Origin of the sequence: Synechococcus sp. PCC 7502, assembly GCF_000317085.1 — a bacterium.
Taxonomy (GTDB): domain Bacteria; phylum Cyanobacteriota; class Cyanobacteriia; order Pseudanabaenales; family Pseudanabaenaceae; genus PCC-7502.
The window spans coordinates 1,902,094-1,919,793 of the sequence record NC_019702.1; the positions used below are offsets into that span (position 1 = coordinate 1,902,094).

Below are 17,700 nucleotides of genomic sequence, written 5' to 3' on the forward strand. Positions count from 1 at the left end.
ATTTCTGAATTTAGTTGTGAGTTATTGTTGATTTTCCTTAACGGCTTTCTTTATAAATACGACTCTGCACGGTAAAACCAAACTTACCATCACTATACTTGTGCCATAGCTTATCGATCGCATTTAGAGTGGCATTGGGAATTTGGTCAATATCTTGGGTAGTCAGACTTGTGCCGAGTTTTTTATGGATGGCAACACAGAGCAGATTCCATGTTTCTTGGTTAGCTTCCTGCCATAGCTTATTTGCCAGCAGATTTTCTAATTTTTCGTAGGTGTTTGGGGAAGTGGTCGATCGCTTAAATTTCAGGGTCATTGCTCCTGTGCCTTGACTGCCATTGAGGAGAATTACTTGCCCATGTTCAGATATTTTAATTGACACAGAAAGCTCTTCTAGCTCTAAACCTCCTGTTGTCGTAGGAATTTGGCTAATTAAATTTATTAACTGTTCTAAATTGAACTGTAAAACCAGGCTATCTATGGCTTGAATACGTTCAGACGAGGTTTCGATAAGAATTTGGAACATAGTCTTTTATGAGGATTTTATTGATTCCTGCTCTGTTAGGCGTAAAACCTGATCTTTGGTTAGCATAGAGCTAGTTGCTTCAGTTTCAATTATATTGGGGAGTTCGGTTTTGGTTGCAGCAATTTTATCAGCGATCGCTTGTTTAGTTAAAGCGGTACTGTAGGCAGTTGTAATTGCCTGTCTTTCGATAATACCTAAAACTCGACTGGTAATGTTGCGATCAACTACGGGTAATTGTCTTAAATCTCTGGTTTCCATCCGCCGCAGAGCTTCTGCTAAAGATTCATCGGCATGGGTATATAGTAAATCTCGACTGCAAATTTCACTAACGGTCATGAGGTTTAAGCGTTTACTAAGATTGCGCTCTATATCTTGAGTTGTCACTATACCCACTAATTGATGGGATGAGTCCATTACTAAAGCACTATGAAAATAGCCACTGGTCAAAACCTGTGCTGCTTGTAATACTGGCATTGAGGCTCTAAAGGACATGGGATGGGAGTTCATAACTTCAGCAATTTTAATTTTTTGCAAAATATCTGCCTCCGCCCTTACCTGCTTTCCCTGTTGGGGGTAAATTTGCTCGACCATCCACGCACATAGTCCCACGGCTGCCATAAGTGGTAAAACTATGCGATAGTCACGGGTCATTTCAAATAAAAGCAATACTGCGGTTAGGGGAGCGCGGACTGTACCTGCTAGGACTGCTGCCATTCCGACTAAAGCATAGGCAGGAGGAGCAGCGATCGGCATGGTCACGGGCATGATTAACCCCAAAGCCTGACCATAGGCACTACCAAGAATAGCCCCCAAGAAAATAGCAGGAGCAAAGGTTCCGCCCACAAAACCACTGCCAAAGCAGATACCTGTTAGTAATAATTTGGCTCCCAGTAAGAGAAGGCGAAACCAGAGGGAAAAAGGAGAATCTTGCAGGATCGACTCTACGGTTTCATAACCTATGCCCATGACTTCAGGTAGTTGGGTCGCCGTTAAGCCCACGCATAGTCCCCCGATCACAATCTTTAACGGCATGGGAATTTCTCCTACGATCGCTAATCTAGGAATTTTCCCCGCAAATAAATCTTGGGATATTTTTAAGGTTTTACTGAAGGAGATCGCCACAAAACTGGCTAATACTCCTAAACCAAGATATAGAGGTAGTTCCCAAAAACCGCGTACATCATAGACAGGCAAATTAAAAGCAGGTTCTCCGCCTAGTCCAATTTGGGCAACTAGTCCTGAAACCACCGCCGCAATCACGACAACTGTAATTGTATTGTTAAGATTAGACCGTTCCGCCCCTAGAGAACCACCTAAAACCACTTCAAGGGCAAAAAATACCCCTGCGATCGGAGCATTAAAGCCTGCCGATAATCCCGCCGCCGCCCCCGCACTCACCAGTAGCCGAATTCTTTCGCTGGAAAACTTTAATACCTGCCCCAGCAAAGAACCAATATTACTGCCAAGTTCTACACTTGGTCCCTCTGGTCCTAAGGAGGCACCTGCCCCAAGGGACATCGCTGCAGCTAGGGTTTTAAGGGGAATTTTTGCATAGGGCAATCTTCCCCCTTCCTTGGCAACGGCATTGGATAAACCACTAAAACCCGCTTCAGTTTGTTGAATATAAATTCTGAGAAAGCTAACAACAAGACCTCCTAGTACTGGAATAATAGCGATCGCCCAAGGATTAATCGTATTAAGCTTCAGAGCTAGATCATGCCAGTACAGATTTTGCATGAAGCCAATTAAAAACCTAAATAGGCAAACACCAATTCCCGTAGCTATGCCTACAATCATTGCTACCACAAGCATCACAACGGCGGCTTGAGGCTGAAAGCGATTAAGCAGGTTAACTAATATGGAGGAAATTTGCATATTTAGCTTGCATATTTAATAGATTAACTAATGATTTCAGAATCTACATCTTCAAATTCTTCAAAGGTATCCAAAGATTCGGGCAGTTCATCTTCAAATTCTGTGTTGTTAACATTACCCACACTGCTTCTAACTGCCACCAGATCGATCTGCTGACGATAATAGTCAACACTTTTAACTTGGACTTCAACCCGATCGCCCAAGCTATATTGTCTCCCACTGCGTCGCCCTACTAATACGGTGGCACCACGACCTTTAGCCCTAGTAGTAGTTTGAGGAAATTCGTACCAGTCATCCTTGAGAGAACTAACATGGACTAAGCCTTCCACCAATAGGGATTCAATTTCTACAAAGAAGCCATAGGACTGCACACCCGTAATAATGCCAAAAAAGTTCTCTCCCGTTCTTGCCTGCATATACTCAGCCTTACGCAAGCTTTCGAGGTCTGACTGTGCCTTAAAAAATAGGTTTTCTTGCTGATTCAGTTTTGGTAGTACCAGTTCAATTTCCGCCCGCAGTTGCCGTTCACGATCAGGAGGTAGCACACTCCAATTCACTTGACCATGACAACTGGAACTATGCAGATCAACTCCTTCTTTAATCCGACTGCTACGGCGATCGCGACCTTCAGAGAATAGAAGATGTAATAGTCGCTGTACCAGTAAGTCTCCATAGCGATGTTGGGGCGCAACCGCATGAATATAGGGCTGGTCAATTAGGGATAAACCAAAATGTGGTTCGGGTTCTACGGTATATTCCTCTAAGCGCATTAGTGACAGAAAAATATACTTAACAATTTCTCGGCTGGTAACTTCGGGTAATTGCTCGATTGCCGCCAATATATTTTGATAATCCTGAGGTTGCAGTTGGTCAGCCCCAATGGCAGGCACTTGAACCCCCATACATTCCAAAAGCTTGAGCCAATCTCCAATTTTTACAGGATCGGGAGCAGGATGGGAGCAAAATATGCCTGGTAGGGATAGAGCCGCTAAATGGGAAGCGATCGCCTGATTCACTAAAATCATAATTTCTGAGACCAGCCCATATATAGGAATCCCCTCAGGAACTACCGATATACCGCGATTACCTTCATCGGGTTCTTGGGTTTTAGCCTGTGGCAAGATTAGTCTATAGGCAAGCGATCGAGATTTTTGCAAACTCTGGCTGACATCAACAATATTGTGAATCAAAGCCTTAACTTCTGGACTAAGATCACCTGAGTCTTGATTATTGAGGACAGCCTGAGCTTCTTGGTAACTTAAAACGGCATTTACAGAAATTACCGATGGATGAATAGAAAAAGATGTTACGGTTCCATCTGCTTCGAGTTTGATCTCCACAGACATGGCTAAACGCTCAGACTGCTGTAAAAACTTAATAGGGGGCAACATCGGAATTGTCGTATCTCCTAAACCTACGGAGCGCAAACGTTGGCGAGCCGCATCATCAATATTAGAGCCGATCGCCACATAACCAGAGACATCGGGAATATGCACAATCAAATTCCAGCCTTGATCAACTGGGGTAAGGGAAATAGCAGCAGTGCCACCAATTTCAACGGATAATATCGAGCGCAGGTCTAGGCGATTTTCAATGGCAAAAGACTTAGGCAGATTTTCTACTTCGGCTAGCACCTTATCACTAAACTTGCGAGGTAAATTATACTTACAGCAAACCAAATCCACATCCGCCGTAGATTCAGCATTACTTCCCAAAATTTGGGCAATTCGTCCTTGGGGCAAGTGACTGCCAAGGGGATAGCGCACCATTTCCAAGTGGATCAGCTTGTCGATCGCCACAGATAGGTCTGGCACATTTTGATCGGGAACCAGTTCAATTTCAAATAACAGTCGATCATCTAAAGGCGTAGCCCGATAGCCAGAATCAGTGGCTTTGACCTTAGCCAATAGGGTGGGGTTAGACCTCTGGGTAATCAAACGCACCTCACCTTCGGGACTGCGGCGGCGCACACCTTCTTTCGTAACTTTGACCAAAACCCGATCGCCATTCCAAGCAGTACTCAGACGACTTTCACGAATATAAATATCCTCTGCTCCTTCCGTATCTTGGATGGCAAAGCAAAAACCTTTACTAGAGCAGCGCAGTTTACCTTCGACTAGACCATCTTCAGGTGTGCGGCGGTAACGTCCTTTATCTTTTTCTAAAATGCCGACTTTTTCGAGGGCATCCAGTGCGACCTGGAGCTTACGAATATTTGATTCATCTTCACTGATGCCAAGTTTTTTTTCTATAACCTTAGGAGCAACAAGCTTTTGATCAGAAAAGTTTTCAAGTAGTTGAGCGATCGAGAATTCCATTGATGTTGATTAAAATACGGGTTAATACGTTGATTTCGTCTAAATATTAATTAAGTAATTGATCTTAGTAAGACTCACACTTCAAGCCAGTCTTTACTAGCCAATTAACCTAACTGATTCAATTATGTAATAAAAAATCGGGTTTATTCTCAATAAATGCTTTATCTAGATTAAGCTAGTGCTTTTAGATTCATTTAGATTTATATATCGCTATTAAAGGTAGCTAATCTCAACAGTTCATAAGTATTATCCCCATATCCAAGTCTAAGCCCAAATCTAACATAGAGCGATTCAAAACCCCTGTCATCCAGAAGACAATCAATCTAAAATACTACTGATGCTACCCGTGGGTGTTAACTGTTTTTCAGCCAACCATTGAGAGTTAAACATTCGGCTTTGATACCTGCCCCCGCCATCACACAGGATAGTGACAATCACCTTGCCTTTACCTAGTTTACGTGCCAGTTTTACAGCCCCAACTACATTTAAGGCGGCGGAACTACCAACAAATAAGCCATCATTTTTAAGTAAATAATGCGCCATTTCGATCGCTTCTAAATCACTACCTTGAAAAGCCCCATCGAGCTTAGCACGATAAAAATTAGCTGTACCTCGATTAATACCAATGCCTTCTGTAATCGAACTACCTTCAGCTTTGAAAGTACCCGTAGTCATGTAATTAAATAGCCCAGACCCCGGAGGATCAATCAAATAACAGGCAATATCTGGCTTTTGGGATTTTAAGTATGCAGTTACCCCACCAATAGTGCCACCAGTCCCCGAAGACATGACAATGCCATCGATCGCTCCACCAGTTTGTTGCCAAATTTCAGGTGCAGTGGTTTGGTAATGGGCATCTGAGTTCGCCATATTCTCAAATTGATCAGCCCAAAAAGCATTATCTATACTCTGCGATCGCCGTTGGGCGGTGTGATAAAAATGATTAGGATTACTGAAAGCCACAGGTTCGACTAATTCAACTTCTGCCCCCAGAGTCCTCAATAAATCTATTTTCTCAGGGGACTGATTACTAGGCATAACAATTACACAACGATAACCTTTAGCATTTGCCACCAACGCTAACCCGATCCCAGTATTTCCTGCTGTACCTTCAACTATGGTTCCACCTGCTTTGAGCTTGCCATCTTTTTCTGCTTGCTCCACCATAAATAAAGCTGCTCGATCTTTAACGCTCCCACCGGGATTTAAAAACTCGGCTTTTCCTAAAATTTTGCAGCCTGTGATTGCTGATAATGATGGGATTTCAATTAAGGGAGTGTTACCAATTGCCCCTGCAAAACCAATGCAGATATTAGTCGCCATTTTAAATTCGGTTAAAATTTGGTTTAAAAATTCTACTATCCTAAATTTACATTCAAACCTACAGATTAATTTCCCGTAATTTAGTAATCTTCTTTAAAGATAAATCCAGACTTGGGTTAACTCAGGTACTTGCTGATGAATTTATCAGTGGTTAAGCATTCAAAATCAGCGATCGCCTGAATTAATTTCCTAATTATCAGAAACAAAAGATTCGGCTTCTCCCACAAAGTACAAAATTATTGGGGCTAATGTCTATAATTGGTTTGCCAAATGCCACTACTGTAATATTTAATCCCTCGTTAGGCTGTAATTAACTATCGGCGATCGAAGTTTCTTGATTTACCTCAACATTCTGCTCTAGGAAAATAATTCCAGCAGGTTCATCATAGCTATATAACTCCGAATAGCGTCCCCAGTCTATAGCAGTAGCTAGTTGGCGTTGTGCTTCATTGGGGCTAAAGTGTGCTTCTAAAATGTCTAAAATTAGTTCTTCAGGTAACCTTTGATTGCGCTTAGCTTGGAGTAATAGCCTAATTTGCTGAATTAATGGAATATTAGCAAGCAACTGATTTTGAACCAACTGTTTGCGCTCATCTATGTTCCCAGCAATAAACTGTAAACCCAAAGGGGTGAGGTTAATATCTCCTTCCGTAACCGTAACAAAACTCATAAGCTTTGCGGCTTCGACAATAGGAAGAATATCATCCACTTCCAGTTGCAAATCCTGCCCTAAACGATACAAATCCTTCTCTTGCCGATCTTCCAATAGCTCTAAAAGTCCAGCGATCGAACCAATGCGAACCTGAGGTAAAGACTGATATTTAATTGGCTGTGGCGGTTGGGGAACTTGAATCGGTGGCTCTTGAATTGGCTCTAATTCAGGATGGGTAAGAATTTTATAAACTTGGTCAACTAATGCTTGAAACTCTGAACTTTTGCGATCGCGGTAATGACTCAAGGTTACTGGCAAGTCTGCCCTAATCCGCCCAGGATTGCGACCAAGCACAATAATTCGATCTGCCAAAATTACCGCTTCTTCAATCCCGTGGGTGACAATTAATACTGCCTTTGTGGGAATTCGACGTTCTAGCCATAAATCTAATAATTCAAACCTTAAGTTTTCTGCAGTCAGCACATCCAAAGCCGAAAATGGCTCATCCATGCATAACAGTTCTGGTTCCACTGCCAATGCTCTAGCAAATCCAACCCTTTGACGCATTCCGCCAGATAGTTCCTTAGGGTAAGCATTTTCAAAGCCATCTAAGCCAATAATATCGATCATCTTTAAAGCCTTAGCACGGCGGGTAGTTACTTCCACACCCAAAGCTTTTAAGCCTAGTTCCACATTTTCCATGACAGTTAACCAAGGATATAAGGCAAAAGCCTGAAAAATAATAGCCACACCAGGATTTAACCCTAACATCGGACGATTACGATACAGCACTTGTCCACTACTAGGAGCAATTAAGCCCGCAATAATCCGCATCAAGGTTGATTTCCCCGATCCAGATGGACCTAACAACGCTACAATCTCACCCGTTTTTAATTGGAGATTAATATTTTCCAAAATCGGGATTTGCTGACCATTAGGTTGTTGATAGGATTTACCCACCATTTGCAAAGCAATTAATTCCTTTGAGTCAATTTTTGCCTCTACCATAGGGTTTATCGTGATCTGAGTGAGCCTTAAAATCTTATCAAGCTTTGGTTATTACTAAGTATCAACATCTAGGCATCAACAGCAAGCTCAAGAATCATAACTTAAGTACCTTAAAATCAGTACCTCAAAAATCCAAGAACTAAAATTGACAGATAGAAAAGCAAGTTAAAAATCAACTTAAAAATAAGTATCAAGAAATTATTAAGAAGTGTGACCTAAAAATGCTGTGTATGACCTAATGATTCAAAATATTGATGTGACCATTTGTTTGGAAAAAGCTTTAACATATTTGCTAAGGCTATAAATAACCATCCAGTTCTGGAAAGCTGATTGCTTTAGAATGTATCTCTGGCGATCGCTCAAATGCGTTAATTTACAGTTTATTTTTATTCACATTTTTTCTGTTGGAGGAATTTAGATGAGTGTAGTCACAAAGTCTATTGTAAATGCGGATGCTGAAGCCCGTTACCTTAGTCCTGGTGAATTAGATCGAATTAAAGGTTTTGTATCTTCTGGCGAGCGTCGTTTACGCATTGCTCAGACCTTAACCGAATCTCGCGAGCGTATTGTTAAGCAAGCTGGTGACCAATTATTCCAAAAGCGTCCTGATGTTGTTTCTCCCGGTGGTAATGCCTACGGTGAAGAGCTAACTGCTACCTGCTTAAGAGACCTAGATTACTACCTACGTCTAGTCACCTATGGAATCGTTTCTGGCGATATTACCCCTATCGAAGAAATTGGTTTAGTAGGCGTAAAAGAAATGTACACATCTCTTGGCACCCCTATTGCTGGTGTAGCTGAAGGCGTGCGTGGCTTGAAGAGTGTTGCTGCTTCTTTACTATCTGCTGAAGATGCTGCTGAAGCTGGTTACTACTTTGACTATGTTGTCGGTGGATTGTTGTAATTTACTTGTAATTTTACAAAGCTCCGAGTTTCTATTTCAAATTATAAATAACTGCAAACCTACTAAAAAATATCAAAATGACTCAAGACGCAATTACCTCGGTTATTAATACTTACGATGTTCAAGGCAAGTACCTTGATGTCGCTGCTCTCGAAAAACTCAAAGGCTACTTTGCTACTGGTGAGCTCCGTGTGCGTGCTTCTGCCACCATCAGTGCCAATGCTTCTGTAATCGTTAAGGAAGCTGTTGCTAAGTCTTTGTTGTACTCTGATGTTACTCGTCCAGGTGGCAACATGTACACAACTCGCCGCTATGCTGCTTGTATTCGTGACCTAGATTACTACCTACGCTATGCTACCTACGCTATGTTGGCTGGTGACGCTTCCATCTTAGATGAGCGTGTACTCAATGGTCTTAAAGAAACCTATAACTCTTTAGGCGTACCCATTGTTTCTACAATCCAAGCAATCCAAGCAATCAAGGAAGTAGCTGCTTCTTTAATTGGCTCTGATGCTGGTAAAGAACTAGGTGTTTACCTTGACTACATCAGCTCTGGTTTAAGCTAACTCAGGGTTGTGGGCGTGGAAGTAGTGGTTAACTAGTTAAGCTATTGCAGGCTAAGTTCTTTGGCTTTAATGTTTAGCTGCTGTCGCTACTTCCTCGCCTAATTTTATGAATATCAATATTAAAGATTTTTAATCCAAACTTAATTTAGTTACCCCTAAAGGAGAAATTATATGCGGTTGTTTAAGGTTACCGCCGTTGTACCCAGTCAGACTCGCATTAGGACTCAGCGCGAGTTGCAAAATACTTACTTTACTAAGCTAATCTCCTACGATAACTGGTTCCGTGAACAACAACGCATTACCAAAGCGGGTGGGAGAATTATTAAAGTTGAATTGGCTACTGGCAAAATTGGAGCTAATACTGGTTTGTCCTAATCAAAAGATTAATAATTTTCAGAAGAACTAAGTTGGCACGGATATAGATAAGTGTCATTCTTGGTTCTTTTTTTGTGAAAATTTTTCACATCAGCAGTGAGATCGAGTTCAAGGAAAGTAAAAGAGGTCTAGACCAAATCGAAAAGGACTCCTAGATAGCATTAGTTACTTACAGTTACTTTAAAGGTAAATTTGAAGGGTTTAAAGATTGATCCTTTTTGGGGAGTTCCAGTTAATTCCAAATCATATATACCTACTTTGGGAAATGTAATATCTGCACTAGGGATATTTTTATACCCTTCTGTGGATAATGGCTTTAGTACAGGTTTAAATAAAGAAACTAGATTTTTGGAACGAGGCTCTTTATAGATTTCTAACTTACAATCACACTGATTTAAGGGAATAATCTGACCACCAATTTTAGTTAACGCAAACCAAGCTTGTGAAGACTTTCCAGCTTTAGCAATGTCATTTGGTTCAATATGAAGTGTTGCGCCTACATTACCAAATGAATCGGTTTCGGTGTAATGACTATAGGCAGAATCATTACATAACTCACTACTTATAAATACAAAAAATATTGATATTAAAGTAGTTCGAGTTGCGGATAGGAAATTCATAATTTATTGTTAGATACAGATTTATGTAGCTATGAAATTTACAAGACATTATTCATAGTAAATTCTGACCTAAAACCAACTAAAGTGAAAGTAAAGCAGGAGAAATCTTAATTTAGTTATTGCCCATTGGATTATTCCTAGTATTTTCATCATCTAGGCTATTATTCCTAACTTCCTTAACATAACTTACTTCAAAGATCAAAGTAAAAGGTCTGCCCATTTGCTTCTGTACAAATTCTTCTAATAGCTCAACTTGACGGGGAGTAACTGGGTCTTGGGCATAGACATTTAGGTTAACTTCTGGTGGGTTTGCTAACCAATTTGTCCTAAACCTAATTAATCCTAAACGCCTAAATGTTTCCGTTTGAGTAAGTAATGCTTGACGCAGACTCGTTTCTAGGCGGGCTTGGTTAACTAACTGGGAAAATCCAAACCCAAGGGGAATAGCAATTATAGAGGTTAAAGCTAGGGCAGTTACTAGGGCTTTGCGGGCTTGGGTGAAGGGGGCATAACCTGATCCTAAAAATGCCAACATACAGGCGAGGGAAATTCCAAGTAGGTTAGTTAAAAATAGTAAACTAGCACCCCAACTAAAAGCCCAATTTGCTTGAGATAGACCTAAGCCAATTACACAAACTGGAGGCATTAAAGCTACGGCGATCGCTGTTCCCGCCACTGTGCCAGATACTTTGGATTCCACTTTGGCATACCCCCCAATTCCTCCTGCGGCTACGGCAATGCCTAAGTCGAGAAGTGTGGGCTGAGTACGAGCTAAAATTTCACTACCAAAACTACTAATGCCTGCGATCCAGCCAAGAGTACAGGATAAAACTATGCCAATGCTAACTCCGATCGCTAAGGAGATAGCACTTTGCCGAAATAAAAGGGAATCTCCCACCAATGCCCCAAATCCTAAAGCCCGAATTGGTAGCATCAATGGTGCAATAATCATGGCTCCAATAATTACACCAGCACTATTTGATAGGAGTCCAAAGGTAGCGATCGCACAGGAACTAATTACTAGAACTAAGTAGGGAATATCTAATTTCGCCTCATCCAATAATTCTGCGGTGATTTGCTCAGTATGGGGGCGATCTGCTTGATGCCAAGCTAGTTTTGCTGCTGTATTTTGATAAACCAACTTTGTTTTAAATAGCAAGTTATCTATAAATCTATGGTGAAAGGGCTTACTCATAGCAACTGTTCCAGATTTAGTACCAGAATAACCTGATGTGTAAGTATTTTTATTTTAAGCTTTTAAGCTATTATCCTGAGGTTCTTTGAGCTAACGAAAATTCAAGCTCCTAATTAGTGCAGTATGAAAAAATTTAAGAAAACCTTAAATTACTGATAGTGAATTTCAGATATTCTCATGGTTGGAGTTTACCCAAAATATATGCTAGTTTCCCGCCGCTATGGAATATACCTAATGTTTGGTGCGATCGGTTTTAGCTTAAATGCTTGTGCTAATTCCCAACAGCCAGCCACTGATAATCAACAGCAAAATAATCAGCCTATATCCCTCTATGGTGCTGGTGCATCTTTCCCTGCTCCTCTTTATCAGCGTTGGTTTGCTGAATACAGTAAACTTCATCCAAATATTAGGATTAGTTATCAATCTATCGGATCTGCTGCTGGGGTAAATCAGTTTATTTCTCAGACCGTAGATTTTGCTGCCAGTGATTTAGCTATGACCCCAGACGAAATCGCCCAAGTTCCAAAAGAAAATGGCGCAGTTTTATTGCCAATGACCGCAGGTAGTGTTGTGCTGGCATACAATTTACCAGGAGTTCCCGAGCTTAAGCTATCTCGGCAGGTATATGTGGATATTTTTTTGGGCAAAATTAAGAGATGGAATGATGCGGCGATCGCTAACCTGAATCCCAATGCTAAACTACCTAAATCTAAAATTTTTGTGATTTATCGGGCTGATGGTAGTGGCACTACAGGTTTATTTACTAAGCATCTTAGTGCTATTAGTCCAGAGTGGAAATCTCAAGTTGGCGAGGGTGCTGCGGTTAAGTTTCCCATCGGTTCAGGGGCAAAGGGAAATGAAGGCGTAACCGCTCAAGTTATTCAAACTCCTAATGCGATCGCCTATGTTGAATATGTCTATGCCAAGGAAAATAAACTGACAACGGCTGCCCTAGAGAATAAATCAGGAAAGTATGTGCAAGCTACCACGGCATCAGTGACTAACTCCATAAATGGCATTGAATTAGATGAAAATCTGATTGGTTTTGCTCCCGATCCAGTGGGAGAAGATTCCTATCCAATCGCTAGCTATAGTTGGATTTTACTGTATGCCAAGTATGAAAAGCCAGCACAGGCGCAAGCTCTAAGAAATGTATTCAAGTGGGCGATTTCCGATGGTCAAAAATATAGTGAGGCAATAGGCTATGTTCCTTTACCTGTATCAGTAATCCCAAAAGTAGAAGCAGCGATCGATAAAATTAGCTGAAACTTAGCAAACCAATCTTGACTAATAATCAGTTAGATTTATTTTGGTATTTCTTGAGCCATAATTAATCTGGGTTTGAAAGCCTTGATCAAAAAATTGTATTTCTAAACAAGAATCTGTCCTGATAATTAAAGTAAATCTTTGCTCATTAACCTATCTTTTTTATCATCAAAGCCAACGGGCATAAGTGTTTATGCTAAAAATCTCTGTAATTATTTAGGGAGATCGCTTGATTCAACTTTACTTATATCTAAGCCTGCTTTAGCATCATTTTCCCAATTATGCCTTGACTCATCAAAATATTATTTGATTCCCGACACCATGACCCCGATCCAAGGCACAAGAGGACATGCAGCCAGATTAGCTTGGACACAATGGCAATTACCAAAGATTTATCAAGAGCTTAGATCAAATCTACTTTTTTCACCTGTGGCTGAAGCTCCTATATTTACTAAATGTCGTTATGTAGTTACGATCCATGACATCATTCCTGTGAGATTTCCCCGATGGTCATCCTCTTTAACCTATTACTATCGCTTTTGGGTACCTTTAGTTTTGAATCAGGCGGAACATATTATTTGTAATTCTGAAGCTACAGCCAAGGACGTTAGCAGCTTTTTTAATATTCCATCTGCAAAAATTACGCCGATTTTACTTGCCTATGACCACCTCCATTTTTATGAACAAGATGTTGTTCTGTCACCCAAGATTCCTTACTTTCTCTATGTGGGTCGCCACGATCGCTATAAAAATCTGGAACGATTGATTGCTGCCTTTGCTTCTTTGAAAAATCATCAAGATTATCAACTGTGGATTGCGGGGGCTAGCGATCGCCGTTTTACCCCAGATTTACACACCCAAGCTCAAGCATTAGGCATATCCAGCTTAGTTAAGTTCATAGACTATGTGACCTACGCCCAATTACCAGACCTAATCCGAGGGGCGATCGCCTTAGTATTTCCGAGTTTATGGGAAGGCTTTGGATTACCAGTTTTAGAGGCTATGGCTTGTGGCACACCTGTGATTACTTCCAATTTATCTTCTTTGCCAGAAGTAGTTGGAGATGCAGGAATTTTAATTGATCCCTATAACGTGGGGGCGATCGCTGATAGCATGCAAACGATTGGAGAATCGGCTAGTTTACGTTCCCAGCTTAGAAACTTAGGATTAATTAGAGCCAAGCAATTTCGATGGGAAACCACATCTGCCCTAACTGCTGAAGTTTTGCAGCGATTTATCTAAACTTTAAATTTAGGATTTTGCCTAGATTTCCACATAAGATTGCCGCCAACCCACTTTAGAACCTTTGATTTAAGCCTAACTAGAGACCATGCAGAAACACCATCTGGATAAAACAAATTTCAGTAAAATTGATGCCCTGATCAAGCACCTAAATTTGGTGAAGCAAATTGCCGAATCTGGTTACTGGATTACTACCGATGAACTATGTAACCTCCTAAGCTTTGATAGTGCAGAGTTAGAAATACTAAATGGGCAAGAGCCCAACTATAGCTTTGCTTGGCGTAATTTTACGATCTCCCAAGTTACGCGTCAGGGTAGTACTAAACTGTGGAGGATTTTTGATCGACAAATTTCCGAGCCAACTCCCGAAATTGTTTCGATGCCTAAACAGCAACAACTTCAAGCCTCTCCATCTGTATCAGTTTTGGAAGAAGGTAAGATTATTTCCTCTGAGTATGCTTGGGTTGAAAACTTTTTAACGGCGGCACAGCATGAGAAATTACTGGCGTTTGTGCGATCGCAAGAACAGTACTTTGTCCCTTCTGCTAATTCTGCCAATGATCCAGACTATCGGCGATCACAGGTGTTGCATAATTTCCCAGAGTTTGCCGAAATTATCAAAAATCGGATTAATGCCATTTCCCCCTATATCCAGACCTATTTACGCATAGATAGTTTTACCCCAAGCCGCATTGAAATCCAGCTAACTATGCATAATCATGGCAACTATTACAAAATTCATAACGATAATGGTAGCCCTGACTGCGCCAATCGAGTTTTGACCTTTGTCTATTATTTTTATCGGGAACCCAAAGCTTTTACGGGCGGGGAGTTAGTCCTATACGACAGTCAAATTGCTAACAATAGCTACGTTGCTGCTAGTACCTATAAGACTGTTCAGCCTCAAAATAATAGTATTGTCTTTTTCCCTAGCTACTATATGCATGAGGTGCTGCCTGTAACTTGTCCTTCACAGGCTTTTCTTGATAGTCGGTTTACGATTAATGGCTGGATTCGTAACTAGCAAATTGCTGTACAGGAATTGATAAGTTTAGGAACCATAAAAATCAGAGGGATTTTATGGAATAATGCAACTTATGCGTAAAATGACCTTCCCGACCCTAGAGCAAATATCCCTAACCTCTGTACTCTATGCCTTAAGCGATCCCACCCGATTGCAAATTGTCAAAAGTCTGGCAGAAAAAGAGGAAATGACCTGTTGCTCATTTGTGTTTAAGTCGGCGATCGCTAAATCCACACTATCTCATCACTTTAAGGTACTCAGAGATGCGGGTGTAATTCTGACTCGAGCTGAGGGTACCCAAGGCATTAATTCTTTACGCAAGCAAGATTTAGACCAAAGGTTTCCGGGAATGCTAGATGCGATCCTTAGAGTTACTGATTAGGGTTTCTCTGTAACTTGGAGTAAATAGGGATAGGAAGCATTAATATCGTATGAGCCAATCCAAATTTCGTAAGTCCCCTTAAGCCATTCACCGGCGATCGCTGGGTTACGTCCATTAGTATCATCGCTACACCAACTTCCACCTGGACCTTTAATCAGTAAAACGGTATCTCCAGGGCTTAAGACCTTAAGGTTTAAAAACTTGAAGTTTCCAGTTAGAGTAAGTTTATGGTCTGGCAAGGCATCGACAAAGCCTATACATTCACCTGTTTCGGTTTTAGCTCTACCAGAAATTTTTGTGGTTGCTTCGCCACCACCGCTAATACCTTGAAGTACCTGGGGATCATGGGTGAATTTAGGAGTAAGGGTTAGGTCTTGAAATAGGACTACTGATTTTTTCGTAGGTATAGGTTGGGCATTGACCGATGGGGACAGCAGCAGTATTCCTAAAAGGCTAAATTTGAGTAGATTATAAACTTGCATACATAGCTAAATGGGGTAGTTAAATGCGTTACGGGTAGGAATCACTTGTGGAGCAGGTACTGGTTTAATATAAACTTAACTTGTATTTTCATTTATATTTTCGTTTGTAATTTTTAAGAGGTAGATAAAAATGGGTGAACTAGTAAATGCAATTGTATTGTGCATGGTTTTGATTCCCGTGGGCATTGGTTTTGGTTATTTTCTGTTGAAGCTTCAGGGTGGGGAAACAGAATAGCTTTGATTTTAGGGTAGAGATTTAGGCTTTACCAAATCGGCGATCGCGCCCTTGATAGTCCAGTAAAGCTTGATGAAATTCACTCCGATCAAAATCGGGCCATAGGGTTGGAGTAAAGTAAATCTCGGTATAGGCGATTTGCCATAGTAAAAAATTACTTAAACGCATTTCGCCGCTGGTACGAATCAAAAAATCGGGATCAATTTCTCCAGATGTATAAAGATGTTGTTGAAATAGAGCTTCATCAATTTGTTCCAGTTTAATTTCTCCAATTTGCACTGCTTGTGCTAGTTGGCGACAAACTTTGATAATTTCATGACGGCTCCCGTAATTAATGGCAACAGTGAAATGAATTGACTGATTGTTAACCGTTGCTGCCATAGACTCTTTAATCTCTGCTTGCAAAGAAGTTGGTAGCGATGCTAAATCCCCCACAAAGGTAATTCGCACACCTTCTCTGCACATTTCTGCCAGTTCTCGGCGTAAAATTCTCTCAAATAAGATCATGAGAAAATCCACTTCTTCTGTGGGTCTGCCCCAATTTTCCGTAGAAAAAGCATAGGCAGTTAAAGCTTTAATCCCCCAATCTTTACAACATCGCAGTAAATCCTTTAAGGCATCAACCCCTTGACGATGACCAATAATCCGAGGCAATCCCTTTTGCCTTGCCCAGCGTCCATTGCCATCCATAATTACTGCCACATGACGGGGTAACCTTGCTTGGTCTAAATCTGATGGTAGGGTATGCAGTAGCTTAGCGGTCATTTTTTCCTTGAAGATTTTTGATTAAATATAGATTGCCATCCCAGCATCTTACGCAGGTCGTTAAATCCAGTTTTGCCAGCGATAGTTACAGGTCGCTTCGTTGCTAATTTTACCTCTAAGACTTCCCTAAGTTTACTACTAGTAATAGGACGATCTAGGCTGCCTTGGTCTGCGATCGCAATTGATCCAGTTTCCTCGGATACGACTATACAAAAGCAGTTAGATACACGCTCGGTAATTCCCATGGCTGCTCTGTGCCTAGTCCCAATTTCCCGTGAGGCATAGCGATCAGATATGGGGAAAATAACCCCCGCCGCCAGAATCCGCTCTTCTCGAACCCACACTGCCCCATCATGGAGTAAGGTTGAGGTCTGGAAAATAGTTTGTAGAAGTTCCTTAGATAAGGTCGCATTTAAACTTACCCCCGATACTGAGAATTCATGTTCTTCGATCGGTTCACCTGTTTCAATTAAGATTAAGGCACCTGTTCGATTTTGAGATAGTTCCAGCACCGCTTCCAGTAATTTTTCAATGACACTGTCAGCTTTAATGGGACTGCGTCGAGAGGGTTTGACTAATCCCACCAAATTTCCTCGCCCTAACTGCTCTAGGAATCGCCTGAGTTCCGTTTGCAACAGTACTGCCATTGAGACCGATGCCCCAATCAAAAGCTTATCTAGGACAAAGGTAAGTAATTGTAAACCTGAACGACTACTAATAATATCGATGAATAAGATCACGATAAATCCTCTGACCATTAGCAGAGTACGGCGATCAACCGTTAGTGCCAAAATCAGATAAACAACTATCAATACAGCTAAAAGATCGATTGCCCTTAACGTTAAGACAATCGGATCGGAGACTATATTGATTAACCACTGCATCCAAATCCCTCTTCAGACAATGCTCTTAAACAATCCTAACTACCAAATTTCACTGAATTTT

18 protein-coding genes are annotated in these 17,700 nt (G+C 41.1%); 8 read left to right on the forward strand and 10 right to left on the reverse strand.

What is annotated here, in order from left to right:
* Positions 1 to 37: 37 nt before the first annotated feature.
* The 5 genes from SYN7502_RS18295 to SYN7502_RS09355 all read right to left on the reverse strand — a co-directional run bounded on the left by SYN7502_RS18295 (position 38) and on the right by SYN7502_RS09355 (position 7,699).
* Positions 38 to 523 carry a GUN4 domain-containing protein gene (locus tag SYN7502_RS18295; protein WP_015168589.1) on the reverse strand — a complete coding sequence of 162 codons (486 nt, stop codon included), beginning with the start codon at positions 521 to 523 and terminating at the stop codon, positions 38 to 40.
* Positions 524 to 529: 6 nt separating this feature from the next.
* A complete protein-coding gene (locus SYN7502_RS09340; RefSeq protein WP_015168590.1) occupies positions 530 to 2,398 on the reverse strand; it encodes a chloride channel protein in 1,869 nt (622 codons plus the stop codon).
* A gap of 23 nt (positions 2,399 to 2,421) precedes the next feature.
* A complete protein-coding gene (locus tag SYN7502_RS09345) occupies positions 2,422 to 4,716 on the reverse strand; it encodes a ribonuclease R family protein (RefSeq protein ID WP_015168591.1) in 2,295 nt (764 codons plus the stop codon).
* A 318-nt stretch (positions 4,717 to 5,034) separates the two neighbouring features.
* Positions 5,035 to 6,039 (reverse strand): cysteine synthase A, encoded by a 1,005-nt coding sequence (locus tag SYN7502_RS09350; RefSeq protein ID WP_015168592.1) that lies wholly within the window; start codon positions 6,037 to 6,039, stop codon positions 5,035 to 5,037.
* Positions 6,040 to 6,349: 310 nt separating this feature from the next.
* Positions 6,350 to 7,699 carry an ABC transporter ATP-binding protein gene (locus SYN7502_RS09355; RefSeq protein WP_015168593.1) on the reverse strand — a complete coding sequence of 450 codons (1,350 nt, stop codon included), beginning with the start codon at positions 7,697 to 7,699 and terminating at the stop codon, positions 6,350 to 6,352.
* A gap of 418 nt (positions 7,700 to 8,117) precedes the next feature.
* On the opposite strand from SYN7502_RS09355, the gene apcA reads away from it, so the two are divergent.
* The 3 genes from apcA to SYN7502_RS09370 all read left to right on the forward strand — a co-directional run bounded on the left by apcA (position 8,118) and on the right by SYN7502_RS09370 (position 9,544).
* On the forward strand, positions 8,118 to 8,603 hold the full coding sequence (gene apcA, locus SYN7502_RS09360; protein WP_015168594.1) for an allophycocyanin subunit alpha: 486 nt from the start codon (positions 8,118 to 8,120) through the stop codon (positions 8,601 to 8,603).
* A 77-nt stretch (positions 8,604 to 8,680) separates the two neighbouring features.
* A complete protein-coding gene (gene apcB, locus SYN7502_RS09365; RefSeq protein WP_015168595.1) occupies positions 8,681 to 9,169 on the forward strand; it encodes an allophycocyanin subunit beta in 489 nt (162 codons plus the stop codon).
* Positions 9,170 to 9,340: 171 nt separating this feature from the next.
* On the forward strand, positions 9,341 to 9,544 hold the full coding sequence (locus SYN7502_RS09370) for a phycobilisome linker polypeptide (protein ID WP_015168596.1): 204 nt from the start codon (positions 9,341 to 9,343) through the stop codon (positions 9,542 to 9,544).
* Between the two features lie 161 nt (positions 9,545 to 9,705).
* Here SYN7502_RS09370 and SYN7502_RS09375 read toward each other — a convergent pair whose 3' ends face one another.
* Both SYN7502_RS09375 and SYN7502_RS09380 read right to left on the reverse strand, forming a co-directional pair.
* Entirely contained in the window at positions 9,706 to 10,164 is a 459-nt protein-coding gene (locus SYN7502_RS09375) for a hypothetical protein (protein ID WP_015168597.1), read from the reverse strand.
* A gap of 112 nt (positions 10,165 to 10,276) precedes the next feature.
* Positions 10,277 to 11,359: a DUF389 domain-containing protein gene (locus SYN7502_RS09380; RefSeq protein ID WP_015168598.1), complete on the reverse strand. Its 1,083-nt coding sequence runs from the start codon at positions 11,357 to 11,359 to the stop codon at positions 10,277 to 10,279.
* Between the two features lie 177 nt (positions 11,360 to 11,536).
* Between SYN7502_RS09380 and pstS the strand changes: the two genes are divergently transcribed.
* From pstS to SYN7502_RS09400, 4 genes are all read left to right on the forward strand, one after another.
* Complete coding sequence (gene pstS / locus SYN7502_RS09385; RefSeq protein WP_015168599.1) at positions 11,537 to 12,625, forward strand: phosphate ABC transporter substrate-binding protein PstS; 1,089 nt, start codon at positions 11,537 to 11,539, stop codon at positions 12,623 to 12,625.
* A 141-nt stretch (positions 12,626 to 12,766) separates the two neighbouring features.
* On the forward strand, positions 12,767 to 13,867 hold the full coding sequence (locus SYN7502_RS09390) for a glycosyltransferase family 4 protein (RefSeq protein ID WP_015168600.1): 1,101 nt from the start codon (positions 12,767 to 12,769) through the stop codon (positions 13,865 to 13,867).
* Between the two features lie 88 nt (positions 13,868 to 13,955).
* Positions 13,956 to 14,891: a 2OG-Fe(II) oxygenase gene (locus SYN7502_RS18300; protein ID WP_015168601.1), complete on the forward strand. Its 936-nt coding sequence runs from the start codon at positions 13,956 to 13,958 to the stop codon at positions 14,889 to 14,891.
* A 73-nt stretch (positions 14,892 to 14,964) separates the two neighbouring features.
* Positions 14,965 to 15,273: an ArsR/SmtB family transcription factor gene (locus tag SYN7502_RS09400; RefSeq protein WP_041430085.1), complete on the forward strand. Its 309-nt coding sequence runs from the start codon at positions 14,965 to 14,967 to the stop codon at positions 15,271 to 15,273.
* Here the strand turns inward: SYN7502_RS09400 and SYN7502_RS09405 are convergent.
* The gene (locus SYN7502_RS09405) at positions 15,270 to 15,755 is read right to left on the reverse strand and encodes a hypothetical protein (RefSeq protein ID WP_015168603.1); all 486 of its coding nucleotides are present in this window, start codon (positions 15,753 to 15,755) and stop codon (positions 15,270 to 15,272) included. The two genes, SYN7502_RS09400 and SYN7502_RS09405, sit on opposite strands and share 4 nt — an antisense overlap.
* A gap of 130 nt (positions 15,756 to 15,885) precedes the next feature.
* On the opposite strand from SYN7502_RS09405, the gene petM reads away from it, so the two are divergent.
* Entirely contained in the window at positions 15,886 to 15,990 is a 105-nt protein-coding gene (gene petM, locus SYN7502_RS09410) for a cytochrome b6-f complex subunit PetM (RefSeq protein ID WP_015168604.1), read from the forward strand.
* A 21-nt stretch (positions 15,991 to 16,011) separates the two neighbouring features.
* On the opposite strand, the gene SYN7502_RS09415 is transcribed toward petM, so the two are convergent.
* A complete protein-coding gene (locus SYN7502_RS09415) occupies positions 16,012 to 16,755 on the reverse strand; it encodes an isoprenyl transferase (RefSeq protein WP_015168605.1) in 744 nt (247 codons plus the stop codon).
* Positions 16,752 to 17,639: a diadenylate cyclase CdaA gene (gene cdaA / locus SYN7502_RS09420; RefSeq protein WP_015168606.1), complete on the reverse strand. Its 888-nt coding sequence runs from the start codon at positions 17,637 to 17,639 to the stop codon at positions 16,752 to 16,754. The genes SYN7502_RS09415 and cdaA overlap by 4 nt, the downstream gene beginning before the upstream one ends.
* Positions 17,640 to 17,700 lie beyond the last annotated feature (61 nt).

Bases quoted from the DNA above. Each gene is read 5' to 3' on its own strand.
- SYN7502_RS18295 (WP_015168589.1), bottom strand. From the start codon at position 523: ATGTTCCAAATTCTTATCGAAACCTCGTCTGAACGTATTCAAGCCATA.
- SYN7502_RS09340 (WP_015168590.1), bottom strand. From the start codon at position 2,398: ATGCAAATTTCCTCCATATTAGTTAACCTGCTTAATCGCTTTCAGCCT.
- SYN7502_RS09345 (WP_015168591.1), bottom strand. From the start codon at position 4,716: ATGGAATTCTCGATCGCTCAACTACTTGAAAACTTTTCTGATCAAAAG.
- SYN7502_RS09350 (WP_015168592.1), bottom strand. From the start codon at position 6,039: ATGGCGACTAATATCTGCATTGGTTTTGCAGGGGCAATTGGTAACACT.
- SYN7502_RS09355 (WP_015168593.1), bottom strand. From the start codon at position 7,699: ATGGTAGAGGCAAAAATTGACTCAAAGGAATTAATTGCTTTGCAAATG.
- apcA (WP_015168594.1), top strand. From the start codon at position 8,118: ATGAGTGTAGTCACAAAGTCTATTGTAAATGCGGATGCTGAAGCCCGT.
- apcB (WP_015168595.1), top strand. From the start codon at position 8,681: ATGACTCAAGACGCAATTACCTCGGTTATTAATACTTACGATGTTCAA.
- SYN7502_RS09370 (WP_015168596.1), top strand. From the start codon at position 9,341: ATGCGGTTGTTTAAGGTTACCGCCGTTGTACCCAGTCAGACTCGCATT.
- SYN7502_RS09375 (WP_015168597.1), bottom strand. From the start codon at position 10,164: ATGAATTTCCTATCCGCAACTCGAACTACTTTAATATCAATATTTTTT.
- SYN7502_RS09380 (WP_015168598.1), bottom strand. From the start codon at position 11,359: ATGAGTAAGCCCTTTCACCATAGATTTATAGATAACTTGCTATTTAAA.
- pstS (WP_015168599.1), top strand. From the start codon at position 11,537: ATGGTTGGAGTTTACCCAAAATATATGCTAGTTTCCCGCCGCTATGGA.
- SYN7502_RS18300 (WP_015168601.1), top strand. From the start codon at position 13,956: ATGCAGAAACACCATCTGGATAAAACAAATTTCAGTAAAATTGATGCC.
- SYN7502_RS09400 (WP_041430085.1), top strand. From the start codon at position 14,965: ATGCGTAAAATGACCTTCCCGACCCTAGAGCAAATATCCCTAACCTCT.
- SYN7502_RS09405 (WP_015168603.1), bottom strand. From the start codon at position 15,755: ATGCAAGTTTATAATCTACTCAAATTTAGCCTTTTAGGAATACTGCTG.
- petM (WP_015168604.1), top strand. From the start codon at position 15,886: ATGGGTGAACTAGTAAATGCAATTGTATTGTGCATGGTTTTGATTCCC.
- SYN7502_RS09415 (WP_015168605.1), bottom strand. From the start codon at position 16,755: ATGACCGCTAAGCTACTGCATACCCTACCATCAGATTTAGACCAAGCA.
- cdaA (WP_015168606.1), bottom strand. From the start codon at position 17,639: ATGCAGTGGTTAATCAATATAGTCTCCGATCCGATTGTCTTAACGTTA.